The 18,165-nt window shown below is 42.1% G+C and carries 12 protein-coding genes and 1 tRNA gene; 5 read left to right on the top strand and 8 right to left on the bottom strand.

Features of this window, described 5'->3' with window-relative positions; genetic code table 11:
• Window positions 1-46: 46 nt before the first annotated feature.
• The 7 genes from LEP1GSC060_RS13970 to LEP1GSC060_RS14005 form a co-directional block, all read right to left on the bottom strand.
• The gene (locus tag LEP1GSC060_RS13970; RefSeq protein ID WP_036096615.1) at window positions 47-982 is read right to left on the bottom strand and encodes an AEC family transporter; all 936 of its coding nucleotides are present in this window, start codon (window positions 980-982) and stop codon (window positions 47-49) included.
• Between the two features lie 48 nt (window positions 983-1,030).
• A tRNA-Thr gene (locus LEP1GSC060_RS13975) sits at window positions 1,031-1,102 on the bottom strand.
• 148 nt (window positions 1,103-1,250) lie between these two features.
• Window positions 1,251-1,889: a DUF2889 domain-containing protein gene (locus tag LEP1GSC060_RS13980; RefSeq protein WP_003006733.1), complete on the bottom strand. Its 639-nt coding sequence runs from the start codon at window positions 1,887-1,889 to the stop codon at window positions 1,251-1,253.
• A gap of 101 nt (window positions 1,890-1,990) precedes the next feature.
• Complete coding sequence (locus tag LEP1GSC060_RS13985) at window positions 1,991-3,328, bottom strand: formylglycine-generating enzyme family protein (protein ID WP_003006666.1); 1,338 nt, start codon at window positions 3,326-3,328, stop codon at window positions 1,991-1,993.
• 298 nt (window positions 3,329-3,626) lie between these two features.
• Window positions 3,627-5,174, bottom strand: coding sequence for a DEAD/DEAH box helicase (locus tag LEP1GSC060_RS13990; RefSeq protein ID WP_003006353.1), 1,548 nt, complete (start codon window positions 5,172-5,174; stop codon window positions 3,627-3,629).
• Between the two features lie 414 nt (window positions 5,175-5,588).
• Window positions 5,589-7,394 (bottom strand): alginate export family protein, encoded by a 1,806-nt coding sequence (locus tag LEP1GSC060_RS14000; RefSeq protein WP_003005997.1) that lies wholly within the window; start codon window positions 7,392-7,394, stop codon window positions 5,589-5,591.
• Window positions 7,395-7,876: 482 nt separating this feature from the next.
• Entirely contained in the window at window positions 7,877-8,518 is a 642-nt protein-coding gene (locus tag LEP1GSC060_RS14005; RefSeq protein ID WP_036096616.1) for a YdeI/OmpD-associated family protein, read from the bottom strand.
• A gap of 187 nt (window positions 8,519-8,705) precedes the next feature.
• Between LEP1GSC060_RS14005 and LEP1GSC060_RS14010 the strand changes: the two genes are divergently transcribed.
• Both LEP1GSC060_RS14010 and LEP1GSC060_RS14015 read left to right on the top strand, forming a co-directional pair.
• Window positions 8,706-10,037 carry an MFS transporter gene (locus LEP1GSC060_RS14010; protein WP_003006613.1) on the top strand — a complete coding sequence of 444 codons (1,332 nt, stop codon included), beginning with the start codon at window positions 8,706-8,708 and terminating at the stop codon, window positions 10,035-10,037.
• 60 nt (window positions 10,038-10,097) lie between these two features.
• The gene (locus LEP1GSC060_RS14015; RefSeq protein ID WP_003005784.1) at window positions 10,098-10,634 is read left to right on the top strand and encodes an inorganic diphosphatase; all 537 of its coding nucleotides are present in this window, start codon (window positions 10,098-10,100) and stop codon (window positions 10,632-10,634) included.
• A 162-nt stretch (window positions 10,635-10,796) separates the two neighbouring features.
• Here LEP1GSC060_RS14015 and LEP1GSC060_RS14020 read toward each other — a convergent pair whose 3' ends face one another.
• On the bottom strand, window positions 10,797-11,699 hold the full coding sequence (locus tag LEP1GSC060_RS14020) for a lysophospholipid acyltransferase family protein (RefSeq protein WP_003005792.1): 903 nt from the start codon (window positions 11,697-11,699) through the stop codon (window positions 10,797-10,799).
• A gap of 302 nt (window positions 11,700-12,001) precedes the next feature.
• On the opposite strand from LEP1GSC060_RS14020, the gene LEP1GSC060_RS14025 reads away from it, so the two are divergent.
• The 3 genes from LEP1GSC060_RS14025 to pheT all read left to right on the top strand — a co-directional run bounded on the left by LEP1GSC060_RS14025 (window position 12,002) and on the right by pheT (window position 18,072).
• Window positions 12,002-12,715, top strand: a complete 714-nt coding sequence (locus LEP1GSC060_RS14025; RefSeq protein ID WP_003006682.1) for a 7-carboxy-7-deazaguanine synthase QueE — start codon at window positions 12,002-12,004, stop codon at window positions 12,713-12,715.
• Window positions 12,716-15,565, top strand: a complete 2,850-nt coding sequence (locus LEP1GSC060_RS14030) for a DEAD/DEAH box helicase (protein WP_003006526.1) — start codon at window positions 12,716-12,718, stop codon at window positions 15,563-15,565.
• 80 nt (window positions 15,566-15,645) lie between these two features.
• Complete coding sequence (pheT, locus tag LEP1GSC060_RS14035; RefSeq protein ID WP_003005767.1) at window positions 15,646-18,072, top strand: phenylalanine--tRNA ligase subunit beta; 2,427 nt, start codon at window positions 15,646-15,648, stop codon at window positions 18,070-18,072.
• Window positions 18,073-18,165 lie beyond the last annotated feature (93 nt).

The raw sequence follows: 18,165 nt of genomic DNA on the forward strand, positions 1-18,165 counted from the left end.
GTTTTGACTGCGGAAAATAGGTCGGCCAGTGATTCTGAAAAATCAGTCAGACAAAATTCTCCAATAATGTATAGAATAAGAACAAAGTCGGAATCGAAAGTAGGATTCCAAGTCCCGGAAAAGCGGCTGCAAGCGCGGGCCTGAAACCCATCTGAATGCAAACAATGGACGCGGTGATCATGGGCGCCATACCGGCTTCTAACACCGTTATCCGCAATAGACTCTGATTTACGTTTAAAAAACGATACGTTAGAAATATCAGAATCGGAGCGAGGAGCAATTTATAAATGAGGCCGACGAATAGAGGTTGGATGAAGTTCTCGGATTGAGAACCCAAAGCCGGAAATTCCATTTGAAATCCAACGGTAAATAAAGCGATCGGCACGAGTGTTCCTCCCAAAATTTCAAACACGGAACGGATCGATTCCGGAATGGGGAAAAGTCTTAGGAAAAACGAAAAAAGTAAAGCAAGAAAAGGAGGGAAAGTAAAGAGCTTTTGCAAAATGGATCCGATCGGGTTTCCACTTTTTTCTCGATCTTTCTCGGATAGGAAACGTAACGCGAGAATAAATCCGGGAATCGCAAGGCAGAGAAAGGTTCCGAACTGATCGATGATCAACACCGAGTTAGTGACCTCTTCTCCGTAGAACGCTCGTAAGACGGGAAGTCCTAAAAAGGACGTGTTCCCCAATCCGCAACAAAGTGTCGTGGCGATTCTCGTTTCCGAATCCCAATCGAAGAACTTTCCGATCGTATAAAAAAATGCGACTGAAAGCCCGAAGATCAACCAGGGCATCCAGGCCAAAAAAGCCAGAGACGTTTCGAGTTTCATCGTCGGGACGTTAGCTAAAATTAGAGAAGGAAGGGAAATATAAACTACGAAATTTCCAAGTACGAGTCCCGAGTTTTCGGGAAAAATTTTTCCCCGTTTGAGTACCCAACCTCCTATAAGACAAAACGGAATGAGTATTAGATGAGACACGATGTACAAAGTCTCTCGCGTCCGCGATAGGGCAAGAGATTTAGGATTAGCCCGCTGCCGGAATTGAACCGGCGACCTTTTCATTACGAGGGAAATGCTCTACCCCTGAGCTAAGCGGGCGTTTGTCGATTTGAAGAAAGAAGAATCTTGAATACCAACTTCCGAAAACAAGTTTCGACGTTCTTTTTACGAAGGCTACATCATCCGCCTTGTCCGTGAATATGCTACCTAAGTAAAAGCAGGTTGTAGACCGGAGGACTAAAAAAGTTCAGGATTCGTTTTTCTTCGACTTCTTAAATTCTTTTACCATCATTGCAGTAATGCTGTCAAGATGTTTCACCTGATCCTTGAGTTCGGGTTTTTCGTGACGCGAGGAAAAAGAATAACAGGAATTTTTAACGCCTCTGTCTTTCATCCACCAATGTCTTCCGATTTCCCTTCTTTCTCGAGCGGGAAGGTTTCCTTCGTACATTTTATATTCGTCGAATTGAGCCGGAAAATTTCTTTCTTTGAGATAGAAAGCGTACGCGGAATGAAAATTCATCGCGGCGTTTTGAATCAATTCGTTGATATGAAGACAGCCTAACGTTTTATCCGCAGGAAAACGATTCATCAGTTTTACGTAAGACATTTCCTCTCCGACTAAATAATCGTATGTTTTAACCGCGGCGGGACAGGATTCGTAAGGAACTCTTTTTTCGTCTACGCCCGATTTGACGATTTTCAACGTCGTTAGATCGACTTCGAGATACAAAGTCATATCGTGATAGGGATCGTATTGGTTTACTTCTATGATACAGAACGGAGGGGATTCTTCCGGAAACCAATAGTACCTGCTTTCATAATTCCTTTGGAAGTCAGTATTCCGAAAACGAATCCTTTCCTTAAGCTCCTGCAACGTATTCATTCAAACCTCTTATTCCGAAGAAACGTTTTTAAACAAAACATTTTCCGATTCTTCTAGGATCATCTTTTAAGGAGATTGAATTTGCTAAAGGATTTTTCCGTTTATTTTCCGGGTAGATCCCATACGAGTCGAATTCCCGCTCTGCGATCCGTTTTTAAATTCGGAATTCCTCCAAAGGATCGGAAATACGTCGTGGATTCTTCCTTTGCGGAGGAAAAAGATCCGCCTCGAATGACTTTATGCATTTTTCCGAATGCGTTTCTTTTGAGTGAATGTCCCGGATACGGAAGATAATCCGAACTCGTCCACTCCGCTACATTCCCGCACATTCCGATCGCTCCGTACGGGCTGGCCGATTTTTTTGCAAGTTCGTAAACGGAGATCGTATCCATTTTTTTGCTTTCGAGAGTATTGCATAAGGAAGAATCGAAATCGTTTCCGAAAGGATATTCCAAAACATTCGGGAAAAAGGAATAGGATTCGTCTCGATTGATCATCCAAGTTATGCCGGTTCCGCGTGCGGCCTTTTCCCATTCCATTTCGGTCGGAAGTCGTTTGCCGGACCAGCGCGCGTAGGCTTCCGCCTCTCTGTAAGTGATTCCGTTTACGGGATGATGTTCTTGACTCGCCGGGTACATTCCGCCCTTCCAATGGGGCGGAGGAGGCGTATTCATTTCCTTTAGGAATTTTGAATATTCTTGATTTGTAACTTCATATTTATCGATGTAAAAGGAGGAAATGTCCTGAAGGTTGCCTCGTTCGGGTTTGAAATAAAACGGATTGTAACTGTCTTCCGAAGGTTCGTTTCCTTGTCCGTGAAGAAAAAATCCCATCGACTCGTAAAACGATTCTCCGTTTTGTTCGTATCCTCCGAATACGAGAACCATTTCTTTTCCGTCTTTCGGATGTCTGAGTTGTTTTGCGGGCCTGGTTCTTCTTCTGTCTTCGGTGAAGAAGGCGCCCGGTTCTATATAAGCGATTTCTTGTTTATAGTCCTGAATGAAAGTTCCCGCCGTAAGGAGTTTTTCCGGTACGCCCGAGTTTGCGGTAAACGAACCGAAGAGTTCGATTTCGGAGGCATTTTTTCCCGTCGAATTGGTTTGATAAGCGACCGAGATTTGGCGGATGGAAAAGGAGCCGATTTCTTTTTCAGGATTTTTTTGTAAAACTGCGTATTGAGTTTTTTTTTCCAGGATGGCTTTGATTTCCTCTTCTTCCTTTCCGTAAAAGATGGAACCTCTTCGGATTCGAATTTTTACTTTTCCCTTTCCACTATAAACCGCCTCCACTTCTCCTTTCCAAAGCGGAACCATTCTTAGATTGAGTGCGGATTCTTCCTTTTCTTGGGTTTGTGCGAATAAAGAAGGATTAGATCCTAAGACAAAAAGGAAAAGAATTACGATCAATCGTTTGAGTTTAAAAATGAAATCGAAAATCATAATACTCGATCGCCCTTTTTATCGAAAGGACGGTTTACTATTATTAGTTTCGGCATAAATTTCCGATTTGGAAAAGAATTTTAAACGGGGGTCCGTTTCAAAAAACTAAAGCGGCACTGCTTTCTACGGATCGCAGCGCCAGGGTTGGATTCGCCCCTGTTTTTTACATTGAACTCATGTTGATTAAGAGTTTGTCCCAAAACAAAACCGTCCGATTTTATCGGAATGGCCGCAAATCTTTACGGTTGTTTTAAGTTTTGGGACAGGCTCTAAGTCGATTTTCGACTAAAGGCCGTTCTTACTTTTTCTTTTTTTTGAAAGAAGGAGCGCCGCTCGATTTTTGACTTTTATCACCTTGGGAGAATTTAGAACGAGATCCGTTGCCGGAACTACTATTGCCGAAATGTGAACTCGAACTCGATTTGGACTTCGGCTCCGATCTTCCGAAATTCCGATCCCTATATCTTCCTCCTCCGCCGGATTTCTTTTTAGAAGGATCTCTATCATCGAATTTAAAGTTGGATTCGAATTGTACGGAATCGTCGAAAGTAACGCTGTCTTTAAGGATTGTCATCTTAAACAAGGCGGCGGCGATGTCGAGCGCGGTGTAATCGTCTCCCATCAGTTTTTCCACTTGGTTTACGTATTTACCGATATGCCCCGCGTCCACGATGGATCTGACCTTGGAAGTATAAGAATGGATTTTCGTTTCTTCAAGATCGTCTAACGTTGGAATTTTTCCCGCTTCGATTTTGATTCCGTTGATCCGTTCGATCTTTTTGAGATTGTAGATCTGTTTACCGACGATAAAGGAGAACGCGATTCCTTTTTTACCGGCTCTTCCGGTTCTACCGATTCTGTGAACGTAGTCTTCTCCGTCTCTGGGAAGGTCGTAATTGAACACCGCTTCGACGTTGTTGACGTCGATTCCTCTTCCCGCCACGTCCGTCGCGACTAAAATTTCGATACTTCCGTTTCGAAATCCGTTCATCACCTTGTCTCTTTGTTTCTGATTCAAGTCTCCGTGAAGCGCCTCCGCAAAGTAACCTCTCGATTTCAACAGTTCGACGACGGTGTCCACTTGGGCTTTTGTATTACAAAATACTAATGCGAGTTTTACGTTTCTGTATTCGATCAATCTCGCAAGAGCTTCCCCTTTTGCGTTTTCTTGAATTTCGTAGTAGATTTGTTCGATTTTAGGCGCGCTCAGTTTCTGATGAGTTACGTCGATGATTTGAGGATGTTTTTGAAATCGTTTCATCAAGGTAAGAATATCGTTCGACATCGTTGCGGAAAACATAATCGTCTGACGATCCACGGGAGTGTCTTTTAGAATGAATTCCATGTCATCGCGAAAACCCATGTCCAACATTTCGTCGGCTTCATCCAGAACGACGATTTTGATGTCTTCCAGGCGGATGGAGCCCCTTCTCATGTGGTCCATCATTCTCCCCGGCGTTGCGATTACGATCTGAGGATTTTTACGAAGCGCTCGGAGTTGTCTGTCTATTTCCTGACCGCCGTAAACCGGTACAACTTCGAAGTTCCCTTTGTATTTCATCAGCTTGCGGAATTGTTCGCTGACTTGGATGACGAGTTCTCGAGTCGGACAAAGAATCAAGGCTTGTAGATGTTTACTTTCCACTTCCAGAAGTTCTATCGTCGGAATTGCAAACGCGGCCGTTTTTCCGGTTCCGGTCTGCGCGTGTCCGATGATGTCTTTTCCTTTTAATATGACCGGAATGGCTTCCGATTGGATGGGGGAGGCTTCTTCAAAGCCCATTTCCGAAATCGCGTTTTGGATTTCGGCGGATAAGTTTAGTTCGCTAAACTTGAGTTTTTTCATAGATGTTCCTTTCAAAACGATGAATCGCCCGAATTCCGGGAACCTCTAATACTTTGAATTTTCAAGATGAACATCCGGAAGATCAAAAAACCGATCGAAGAGAGGAAGGTTGGAACCAGGAGATATTTTGCGTCTTCGTTAATGAGACGTTTATATTTACTACGATTTTAGAATCGGTTATTTATACAAGGATAAAAGAATAGAACGCTCCTTGTTTGCAGATTTCGGGAGAGTTTGCGGAGCCGCTTTCAAATGTAAGTTCGGATGTCGCATAACCGAATTTTAAAACGAAACGCGTCGATTTCGAGATGAATTCCATTTAAAAACTAACGATTGCGCGTGAAACGCGAATTGCGAACTGAACGCGTTTTATCGAAAGTATATTCAAAATTTTGAAAGTTATTTCTCTTCGGTTTAAAATTGGACCGTCATCATTAAGTAACCGAACTGCGCTTGAGGAAGAAAGTCGGTTTTTCTAAATTCGGGAGAAATCGAATCGTCGTTGAGTTTACGTCGAACCGCGTCGCCCGCAAAAATCCAACTTCCTCCCAAGGCCCAAAGAATATCCTTATATTTGAATGAATAAAACATATCGATTTCTCTAAACAAATTCTTTCCAAGAGTGGTTACTCCCCTTTGATCCAAGGCGCCTTTTTCGTTTTGGATGTAAGGGTCCTTGAAACGGTCGTTTGTGTACGATTCCGTGCTGGCTCCCTCTTTCAGGGTTCCCGTAACGTCGTACCAACCGTCTTGTCTTTTTTGTTTGTCAACGATCCAATAGGCGATTTTTAACTTACCGAATTCGCCCCCGTCCCATGTAAGATTTACGGACTTACCGATCATGTTGACCCAACTCACTTGATCCGCTTCTCCGAAAAAACCGTGATTGGAATGAAACAAGTTTGAGAACGTAGCAATTTTTCCGTCCTTTCGATTCGGATCTCCGCTACCGACGTCGTATACGCCCCCGAGTCGAAAAGATCCGATCGTATAACCGAAGTCGAGTGCAAACGCATAAGCGTCGTAAGTTTGTTTTTCTTTGTAAACGTTATTCGTCATTGTTTTGCCGGTAAGAGGATCCACCGTGGCAAAGTTCGTGTTTAAACGATCCCAACTCGGCGCGATGTTCAGTCCGTTCCTTCCGGTTTGTCTCGCGTATTCGATCGAAAAATCAAACGGAATTTTCGCCTTTTTATCGGGACTTGTTCTGTTGGAAAGTCTGAACCCGAACGTATGCAGTTGATCGTATCTGGAATCTCTCGGAATCGTTTCGGGATTGGGAAGGAGCAGAATCGTAGAATTGTTATGAGGCAACCATTTCTTATACAATCCGATATAATACGCGTCTATGTGAAGTAAGTCGGACGGTTTGATCGTATTGTAAAAGCCGGTGAAGGTCGCGTCTCCTTGTTGTTGTTTGGAAAGTTCCGTAGTAAACGTACATGCGGAAGGAGAGAGGGAATTTGCCGGACAACTGTATTGTATCGGAAACGAATTTCTTTTTCCTAAGTTAGTGGAGTTACCAGCGACGTCCGAATCTTGTTCGCCTACGATCATCGCCCAGGCATGAGAGGAAAAAAGTTCTTTATCGATTTTGAAACGGAAACCGTTAAAACTTCTTCCAACGTTGTTCCACTCCAACGCGCCCACGAGCCTTTCGTCTCCGTATTTTAGAATTTGTCTTCCCGCTTGTAACGTAACGGGACCGATTAATTCTTTGGATTCGATCCAGGCTTCTCGAATTCCGACCGATTGCCTTGTGTTGTCGTTTGCCGTATCGAGCCCGTTGGAAGAACCTTTTTCACCACCCCAAAGCGCGGAGTCTTGTAAGGTGATTCTTGCCTTCGTTTTTTCGGTGAATTCCTTTTCGATCCAAATCTGAGCTTTGGCGCCTACGAAAGAAATATTATCGTTTTTGAATTTATCAAAATCGTAATTGTATCTGGCTTCCGGACGAATTCGAATCAATCCGCCGAGTTTAACCGACTCGTACCAGGGTGGTTCCTTTTTCGGTTCTTTAACTTCAACTTCGGTCGTGTTGGTCTGAGGAGCTACTTCCTGTTTTTGAACTTCGATCGGTTCTTGTCGAACCATTTGTATCGTGTGAGTCCGAGCTTTCGGACGTTTGGCTCTTTTCGTTTTTTTAGCGTTGATTTCCGAGAATGAAAAAACAACTAGTAGGAACGAAAGTTGGATCACTCCCAATTTGTAAGTTTTCAACTTGGGCCCTCTCGATTTTATTTTCTGTTTGTGTTGTTACAAGCGCTCAACCGATGCCGAATTTAAATTTGCGGAATCGTTAAGATCAATTCGAGTGTTTATGATTAGAATCTATCGTATTATAAAATATAAATATATTCTAAAATTCAAAAACTGAATATAGTGTTTTTAGACGTAATTTTCGAATGGAAAATAATACAAACTTTTATCGATTATGTCGGATCAAAGATTGTTGATTGGAATTTTTTTAAAGGAGCCGATTTATTTTTTGGAAATTGTAAAAAGAAGAATTTTGTAAAGTCCTAAAATCTAACCACTCGTCATTTGAAACGTCGGCATTTTTGATCCTTCCGATTTCAAAATCCTTCTCAACTTGCGGGTAACGTTACGGGAGTTAGGACGTTACACGGCTTTGTTTAGAGACGTTGACTTACGTTTGGGAGCGACGTGGCTTGAGTTCATTCTTTGGACTCGTGTTTCTTTCATTTTTTAGAATTCATCGTTTGTACTAATTTTTGAATTCGTTTTGTTCTGGTTTCCGCCGATTTTGCGTCTAAGATTGCTTCGATATATTCTCTTTTGTGCGACCAAGATAGGGACTCGAAAGATTTTTTTATATTCTTATCTTTGGAAAGAGCCTTATTCACGTCTTCCGGAAGTTTTACGATCTTGGTTTCGTAATCGATATATTGGGAAAGTTCCGGGCGTTTTTGTTTTTCCGCTTTAGAACCTCCTCTTTTTACGGCCTCGGTTTTTTTAAATCGAACTGCGGACCAAGTATCGTTTAAGGAAATCAGTGCGATTCCGTCGTATCCGTTTTTGGAAAGAGGTTCCCAACCGTGATCTCTGTCTAAGTCCGTTTTGATTCCCGAGGATTTTTTCGGATAAGCGATCCAAAGTAGAACGTCCTTATCGATCGATTTGAGAGTTTTTGAAAAAGAAGATTTGAGAGAGGAGGTGGAATCCGCAAAAAGAAGAATTCCATCCGCTTCGGAAATTTCATTCGTAAAAATAACGCCCGAGAGAGGAGTCGATTTGTATTCGTTCTCTTTCTCAATAACGATCAATTTGTTTCCTTCCTTAAGTTTCATTTTTTTAATTAAGTCCGGATTCAAATCTATCATAAGGCGTAAGGAAACGAAGGTCTTTAAAAAATGCAAATCCGTTTTTGTATAATTTTTTTACAAGTTCCGCAAATTGCGGGAACTCCTATTTTGATCGTTGATCTTTTCGACTTTGCCGGTAACGAAATGGTCGTTGAACCGTAAAAATGACCTTGTAAGCGATTCTAGATTCATAAGATTGGGCCTAATGATTTCACCATTCCATTGGTTGCTTCCTGCAAAAGCAAAACCACTATTACCGAAAGAAACAATCGATCGATCTTATCCTCTGTTTAGATGGAGAATCTTAGAAGCGACCTTTATCGGTTATGCCGTATTTTATCTCGTAAGAAATAATTTTCCGGTCGTTTCCAAGGAGATGGGAGAAACACTTCATTACAGCCAGGAACAAATTACGAACATTTTAGCGGTGACCGCGATCATGTACGGGATCGGAAAATTTCTAATGGGAATTTTATCCGATCGTAGTAATCCGAAATACTTCATGCCTTTGGGTTTGATCTTAAGCGCGATTTGTAATTTATTGTTCGGGGCTTCGAGTCAATACGACGTTCACTTTTATCTCTGGGCATTGAACGGACTGGTTCAAGGAATGGGATGGCCTCCTTGCGGACGTTCTCTCGGTCACTGGTTCGGAGTCTCGGAAAGAGGATCTAAATTCGCAATTTGGAATATAGCACATAACGTGGGCGGCGGTTTGGTGGGGGTTGTCGCCGCTTATAGCGCCGCCTGGTGGGGATGGAGAAACGCGTTTTATATTCCGGCTTCGATAGCGATCGTAACCGCAATGTATCTTTTGTTTCGATTGGTGGACACTCCTCAGTCGGTAGGTCTTCCTCCGATCGAAGAGTATCAGGAAGATCCTGAAAAGGAATTGAGAATATCCTCCCAAGAACAAGAAAGGGAACTTTCGTTTAAGGAAATTATCGTCGGATCCGTATTAAAGAATTATTATATTTGGACTTTCGCATTTGCGAATTTTTTCATTTATGTGGTTCGTTATAGTTTAACGGATATCGGTCCGACATATTTAAAATTTGCAAAGGGGGCCTCTTTGGAAAAGGGAGGAATCAGTACTCTCATATACGAATTTGCGGGAATCGGTTCCACACTTCTTGTGGGTTGGGGTTCGGATAAACTCGGCGGGAAAAGGGGAATGGTGAGTTTCTTATGTATGCTTCCGATTCTTTCCGCTCTTGTCGTATTGTTGTTCACTCCTCCCGGTTTTCTTTGGTTGGATCTTACTTTGTTCGGTATAATCGGTTTTTTTATCTATCCGCCTGTCATGTTGTTAGGTGTTGCGGGACTTGATTTCACTTCGAAAAAAGCGGTGGGAGCCGCCGCGGGTTTTATCGGATTGTTCGGTTATTTAGGAAGAACGGCTCTTTCCAAAGCGGTGGGATGGTTGAGCAAACAACCGGGATTTCATTGGGAACAATCCTTGTATCTCATCATCGGTGCGACATTGATCTCTCTCGCATTACTTGCGGTTACTTGGAGTTGGAAGCCGAAGGCTTAACTCGATTGAGGGTTGTATTTTAACTTGCCTTTCATTGGACCGTTAAAATAGTTTTCTATTATGGTACACCCTTGGCACGATATTTCTCCGGGCGATCAAGTTCCGGAATTTGTAAACGGCATTATTGAAATTAAACGCGGAAGCCGCGCGAAGTACGAAGTTGATAAAGAATACGGAATTCTGAAACTAGATCGGGTTTTATATTCCTCCTTTTATTATCCCGCAAATTACGGATTTATTCCACAGTCTTATTGTGGAGATCACGATCCTTTGGATATTTTGGTTCTTTCTCAGGTTGAGTTGGAACCTTTTTGTTTGGTAAAAGCAAAAGTGATCGGTGTGATGAGAATGTTGGATTCCGGAGAGGAAGACGATAAGATCATCGCAGTCGCGGCCAACGATATGTCCGTTAATCATATCAACGATATTTCGGAACTTCCTCCGCATTTTACATTGGAGCTCAAGCACTTCTTCGAAGATTATAAAAAACTGGAAAACAAAACCGTAGTTATCGAAGACTTTCAAAACGCGAAGTTGGCAAGAAAGATCGTTTTAGATTCTTTGGAATTGTATAAGAAAACGTTCCCAAAAAAATAATCGGTAAATCTTAGTTTTCGGCGAACGATTGAACTTTTAAGAGTTTCGGTTTAAATCCGGTCGGAAACTCGGTCGCAAAAAAAAGTATATTCCAAAATTAGAATTTAGTTTTGGAATATACTTTGTTTTCAACCTTACGGCTTTTCAAAAAAAAGAATCCAGTCAAACTTGACCGGGAAAATCTCCCGGTTTCGTTCTCCAGCGTCTATGAACCCAGAAGTATTGTTCCGGAAACAATTTCACTTCTTCTTCTAAGGCTTTTGTCCAGACTTCCGTGTAATGACGAATTGCGGTTTCCCGATCCGGGAACGCTTTTTTATCCACAAATCCCAGGTCTTTGACTCGAACGATCACCTTACCGTTTTCTCCGCAAAGAACCGAATACAAAAGCATCTTTGCGCCCGTAAGATAAGCCATCAATGCGGGACCTTGATAAGTGGATGCGGGGCGATTGAAAAAATTTACGAAAATTCCGACCTTACCCGCGTTTTGATCCGAACCGAAGCCGACCCAATAACCTTGTTTTAACATCTTGGTCACTTGACTGGATTCTTCCGTAGAAACGAGTTTGATTCCGTTTTTAGTTCTGAGTTTATAGATCAATTTATCCACGAACGGATTTCTAACTTTTTTATAAATCCCTCCGCCTTTCATACGCATCCCCATAAACTGAACTAAGATTTCCCAGGTTCCGAAATGACCGGAGATCAAAACGACTCCGACGCCTTCTTCGTTTGTTTTCTTTTCAAGAGCTAAGGATTCGGGATCATAAACGAGATAACGATCCATCCATTTTTGGTTCAAACGCGGAGCATACAAAGTTCCCGCGGCCAGATTCCCGATATGAAGAATACTTTTCCAAACGAGTTCTTTCTTTTGCGTTTCGGAATATTCGGGGAACGCGTGAGAAATATTTTCGTATGCGATTCTTCTGTGTTTTCTTGCAAGCGGATAGAGAAGAATCACGAGAAATCTTCCGTATAAAAGACACAAACGATACGGTAGAATTCGAAACGGAAGATAGAACAAATAAACAAAGATAAAAGACGGTATATAACGAATCAAAGGAGCAGCTCCGAAATCATTTTTTGATTACTAGGAGAACGATTTCGATCCGGATTGACAAGCAAAAGATCCGGTTCTTTTACGCGGACTTTAACGGGAAAGGATCGTTTTAATTTTTTCGCAATTCTAAAAACGTCCATTTGTCAACACGAAGTTTTACTCGTGAAAAAAATCCTCATCGTAAACTCGGAAGCTCCGAGAGTTGACCGCAAAGGGCAGGTCGTAAATTCTGGAATTTACCTTTTTATTTTTTTACGATCTCGTTGTTTGTTGAAAGAAAAATCTTGTACTCGAAAGAACCCATGGACAATCTGAAAACCTCCGTACATGAAATTTATCTTTCTCTTTCCGGAGAGGGAATTTCGACGGGTATCCCGACCGTATTCGTTCGTATGGCCGGATGTTCGCTTCGATGCGGAATGGCGACCGGAAGAAAGTTATGGTGTGATACTCCATACGCATTGTCTCCGAACGCGGGCGAAGAATGGAACTTGAACCGGGTATTGGATAAAATTCAAAATTTAAGTCCGGCGCCTACTCAAGTTCTTCTTACCGGCGGAGAACCTCTTGAAGGAAGGAACCGCGACTTCAGCGTCGCCTTAGGAAACGAAATTTTTAGAACTAGAAATCCATCTGGTTTGTATCCAAGGCCGAGAGTGGAAACCAACGGAGCGGAATCGATCGAAGGATTGGATCAATTCGTTTTTACCTTGGATTACAAACTCCCCGGTTCCGGAATGGAAGACCGTATGAGTTTGAGAAATTTAGAAATTTATAATAAACGAAAGAACGATTTGGACGAGATTAAGTTCGTGATCCGCGATAGAAACGATTTTGAAAGATGCCTCGAAGTGATCGAAAATCATAAATTATCCGGGAACCTATTGGTTTCTCCGGTGCAAGGAGAATTGCCGCCCGAAGTTCTCGCGGAATGGATAAAATCCTCTTTGGGTTCCGGACTTCGCCTTTCCCTTCAAACTCATAAATATATCTGGGGCGATCAAAGAGGAGTTTAGTTGGAAAATACTTTACAACTCAATCTCGACTTTGAATCCAATCCCCGCTCGGGTTATCGCGGAGATTTTTGTTATCTCACAGGTTCTCCCGAATTGGGCATAGGAAAAATCGTTTCGTCGAGCGAAGGAAAATTTACGATCGAGTTTACGTCGACTTCTTCCAAAAAGACGGTTTCGGAAAATTCTCCGTATTTGAAAATTCTTCCGGGTTATCCGTCACCGCTTAGAAACGTATGCGAACAAGCGGGATTGATGGATCTCGCTCTGACCGCTTATGAGTTAAAACTCACACACGCATTCGATAAACTTTCCGCGCTTTCCAATTCCAGAACGAGACTTCTTCCTCATCAGATCGAATCGACTTATATCGTGGTCAACAGTTTGCGTCCTCGTTTTATTTTGGCGGACGAAGTCGGTTTGGGAAAAACCATCGAAGCCGCTCTTGTGATGAAGGAGCTGATCTTTCGAAGAGGTTACAAGAAGGTTTTGATCGTAGCGCCTTCTCCTCTTTTGGTTCAATGGCAACAGGAGTTGAAGAACAAGTTCAACGAGGATTTTGAAATCGTTAAACGAAGAAATTTTCATACCGAAGGCGATAAGAACTGGAAAAATTTTCAACACGTCATCACTTCCGTCGACTTTATTAAAAATCCGAAATATGCCGAAGAGATCCTAAAAACAAAATGGGATATCGTGATCTTCGACGAGGCTCACAGGCTCAGAAGGGATTATCATAAAATCACACGCGCTTATCTATTTGCCGAAAAAATTTCCAAGAAGTGCGAATGTCTTCTTCTTTTGACAGCGACACCGTTTCGAGGAAAATTAGAAGAACTTTATTATCTAATGCACCTGATAGATCCGAATATTTTGGGTCCGTATCATACATTCGTAAACGATTATATTCTAGGAAACAAAACCGATCTCAAGGACAAAATATCCAAGGTTCTTTTACGAAGAAGAAAGGTGGAAGTCGGCGGGTTTACGAAACGATTCGCAAAAACGGTCAGAATCGAGCTTTCTCCGGTGGAACGGGAATTTTACGAGGAAACTACCAACTACGTTCGAAGAGAATACAACCTTGCGATGAGAACTCAGAACCGCGCGATCGGATTCGTGATGATCGTATTTCAGAAATTGTTGGATTCTTCGGTGTTCGCTCTTATTTCCGCGCTTACAAAAAGAAAATTCCTTTTGGAAAATCGGTTTCATCATATTAAACAAATGGAATCTAAATTGGAGGAGTGGGATCTGGACGAAACCGAAGACGTGGAGGAATTTGTTTCCGGTTTGGACGAATCCGTTCAGTTCGATCTTCAGAGTTTAAAGAGGGAACTTCTTTCCCTCAATCGTTTGATTCTTCTCGGAAAAAAAATCAAAGAAGACAAAAAATCCATCAAGTTAAAGGAAACGATTCTCAAACTTCAAAAAGAAGGACATTCAAAATTCATCATATTTACTCAGTTCAGATCGACTCAGGATTTTCTGGCCGGCGTTCTTTCCGATTTTCAAGTCACTTTGTTTCACGGTTCTCTCAGCGCCGACGCTAAGGAAAGGGCGATCGTGGAATTTAAAACGAAAACGGAAATTCTGATTTGTACGGAAGCCGGAGGAGAAGGCAGGAACCTTCAGTTTGCAAACGTCCTTTTCAATTATGATCTTCCTTGGAGCCCTCTCAAAATCGAACAGAGAATCGGAAGGATTCATAGATTCGGTCAGAAGGACAACGTATTTATCTTTAACTTTGCGAGTAAGGATACCGTTGCGGAAAGAATTTTGGAAGTACTCACGAACAAGATCCGTCTTTTCGAGGAGTCGATCGGGTCCTCGGACGAACTGCTTGGAGCGATCGAAGACGAGTTGGATTTCAATTCTTCCTTTATGAAGTTCGTAACGGGTAATAAGTCCAAAATTGAAATGGAAGACGAGATCGATAACCGGATCAAGATCGCAAAAAAAGGTTTTGAGAAATTGGGCGCGCTTGTAACTCCTAAGTTGATCGACTTCAATCTTTTGGATTATTACAGTCACACGCTTGAAGAGCGTTCGTTTAACAACACACATTTGGAAGAATTTATTTCCAAGTTTACGCGTACGTTTCCGGAAGAAGCGGGTTTTAAATTGATTCGGAAAAAACCTCAGGTTTACGAAATCGATTCGCCTCAGTATAAGGGAAAATTAGGAACGTTTGATTCCGAACTCGCGCTTCAAAACGACAGTTTGGAATTTTTAGCCTTCGGTCATCCTCTTGTCGATAAAACCGTTTCTTATCTGATTCAAAATCAAAAGGGATGGAGCGCTTCTTTTCATTCGATTTCCAATAAGGAATATTACGTTTTCTTGGTGGAGTTTCAGTTCACACTCAATCGAACCGAGTTATTTTACTTCGAGACAAACCCACGAACTGGTTCCGTAAAAAGAATCGAAGGACTTCCCGAAGAAATTAGGGAAGTTCATTCCGTCTCAAAATCTTCAACTTCAACGCCCGAACATTTCGAACTTCCTTCCCGTTTGGAGGAAAATTTAATCCGAACTTTTCTCGCCTTGGATGAAATCTTGGAATCCAGAAAAAAGGAACTCGGAGATCAGACTTTGGATCTTTTTCAAAAGGAAGAATTCAAAATCAGAACGAGCAACCAGAATACGCTCAGACAACTCGAAGAAAAATGGATGCGTCAAGAAGCCGCCTTTAAATGGGAAGGAAAGCCCGAAAAAAAATCGGCGATGAACCGAACTCGAAACGAAATTCAGAAAGTTAAGGAAGACTTTGATCGAGAGCTTCGTAAGGTAAGAAACGGAAAAACGATTCAACATCGATTTCAACTCTTTCAGGTATATCTCCCGAACTAAAGCCAAGCGGATTTTCCTGCTCGACATCCGATTTTGATCGAGGTTTCTGGACCTCAGTAATTGGAACGGAGTTTGGCTACGTGAAACTTTCCTTAGATTGGATGAACGATTTTACACCTTTGAAAGAGGTTGGTCTCGAAGCGATTTTAAAGAAGATCGCAATCTCCGTTTGTGAGATCGACGGTGCGGACTCCTATCGACCCGAGTTGGACTTTGTAAAGATTGTTAAAATAGAATCTTTGGAAAAACATCCTTCCGCGGATAAACTTCAGATCGCGCAGGTTTCCAACGGATCTTCCAAATCTCAAATCGTCACCGGAGCCACCAACGTAAAAGCGGGAGATTTGGTCCCTCTTGCGGTTCCAGGCGCCAAACTCGGAGAAAAGGAAATTGTAGAATCGGAACTCAGAGGAGTCAAAAGTTCCGGAATGTTATGCTCCGAAAAGGAACTTTTTTTGTCGGAAGAAAACAACGGGGTTTGGATTTTAAACGGACTCGAAGGCGCGGAAGTCGGAAAAACGATTCGGTCTTTTTTACATTACGATGACATTATATTCGATGTTGATAATAAATCCATCACACACAGGCCGGATCTCTGGAGCCATTTCGGTTTTGCGAGAGAACTTGCATCCCAACTTCGTTTGCCGATCACTTTCAATCCGTTCGAGTCTTTGTGGAATTTCGATCTTTCGATCGAACTTCCGAAAGTATTAGAAAATCAGAATGCACATTCCTATTACGCGTCTTCGATTCGTGAAATTTCCATTCTTCCTTCCCGAAGAAAGTTTCAATCCCGTTTGCAGAAATGCGGAATTCGAGTTATCAACAACGTGGTCGACGTTTCCAATTACGTAATGTTGGAAATGGGACAACCCACACATTTTTTTGATAAGAAGTTTTTGGAAGGTCAAGGCGGGGTTGCTCTGGAAGTTTCCTATACAAACAAGGGAGAAAGTTTTGCACTATTGGACGAAACGTCTCCGTCTTTGGAAGAGGATATTCTTATTATACGCAATCAAGGAAAACCGGTTGCGATCGCCGGAGTGATGGGTGGAAAAGAATCCGCCGTGCAAAATACTACTTCCGAAGTTGTGATGGAATCGGCGGTGTTTGCAAGGGAAAGAGTTCGTAAGTCCATTCGTTCCACGGGAATCCGATCCGATTCTTCCGTACGTTACGAAAAGGGACTCGAAGCGACTACGACTCTTCCCGTGATTCGTCGCGCGCTCAATCTTTTAAAAGAAAACGGTTGTCCTTCTCTCAAGGCTTCCGAGCCGGTCGGATTTTTACATACTCCTCATAAAGAAGTTCACATTCATACGGACATTCACTTTATCAACGCGAAGTTAGGCGTTATGTTATCTCAAGGCGACATCACCGATATATTAGAAAGATTGCATTTTGTGGTTTCTTGGAAGGGGGATCATCTTGAAGTGTTGGTTCCGAAATTTCGTCATAACTACGACGTCACGATTCCGGAAGACCTCGTGGAAGAAATCGGAAGGACCAGAGGTTACGATACGATTCAAGTGTCTCCTCTTTTGGCGGAAGTCAAAACGCCGATTCGAAATCTAAGTAGAGAATTGGAAAGAAAATGTAAAACTTTTTTTGCGGGAAGTTTGGGTTATCGCGAAGTTTTTAACTATTCGTTTCAATCCTTAAAGGAGAACGAGTTGGATGGAGACCCGAAACTTTCCGTAAAGATCAAAAATGAAATGCCGGAAGAACAATCGGTTCTTCGAAATTCTCTATTACCTTCCCTGTTAAAAAACATTCGCACCAATCAGGATCGTTTTTCGGAGATTAAGATTTTTGAATTTGGACGAGCGTATTTCAATCTTCCGGAACCGGATAACGAAAAGAAATTTCTGTCGTTTGCGGTTTCGTATGACAGAAAAAATTCCGAATCGGATCTGAAACTTTTGGAGGAGGATTTCCTGAAGGTGAGAAAGGAAATCGAATCCTTTTTAAACTCCATTCAAATTTTTGATTGTACCTGGGAGATCGAGCCGGAGCCGGTTTTTCATCCCGGAGCGAGTTTGCGTTTGGTCGTTAGGTCGCACAAAAAAAATTTAACAAAGGTCGTTGGAAATTTAGGATACGTTCACCCTGCGGTTTTGGATTCTTTTGAACTTAAGAAAAGGGTAATTTACGGTTCTATTGAATTCGAGAAAATTGTCGAACTCTGGAATCAAAACCGAAAAGTTTCCCGTTTTATCGTTCCCTCTCAATTTCCGGAAGCGGAAATCGATCTTTCGATTTTGATCGGAGAAAAGGAAAATACGAACGTATTTACCGATCTCGCAAAAAAGGAAAGTATTCCCGAATTGGAGGAAGGTTGGGTCTATTCTCAATTTGCGGGCGGTAACGTTCCGGAAGGAAAAAGATCGGTGAGTTATCGTTTTCGATTGGTCAACTACGAAAAAACGTTCACACAAGAACGAATCAAGGAGATTTCCGATCGGTTAGTCGCGCTTGCCGGGAAAAACGGATTCGTTTTACGATAAGATCGGTTCTTAATATATGTTTGAAAAGTAATTTATGAAAATTGAATATAATATATAAAGTCTCATAGTTCAAAAGTTTACCGTCTACCGTAT

The sequence above is a fragment of the Leptospira weilii serovar Ranarum str. ICFT genome (assembly GCF_000332415.1).
Taxonomy (GTDB): Bacteria; Spirochaetota; Leptospiria; order Leptospirales; family Leptospiraceae; genus Leptospira; species Leptospira weilii_A.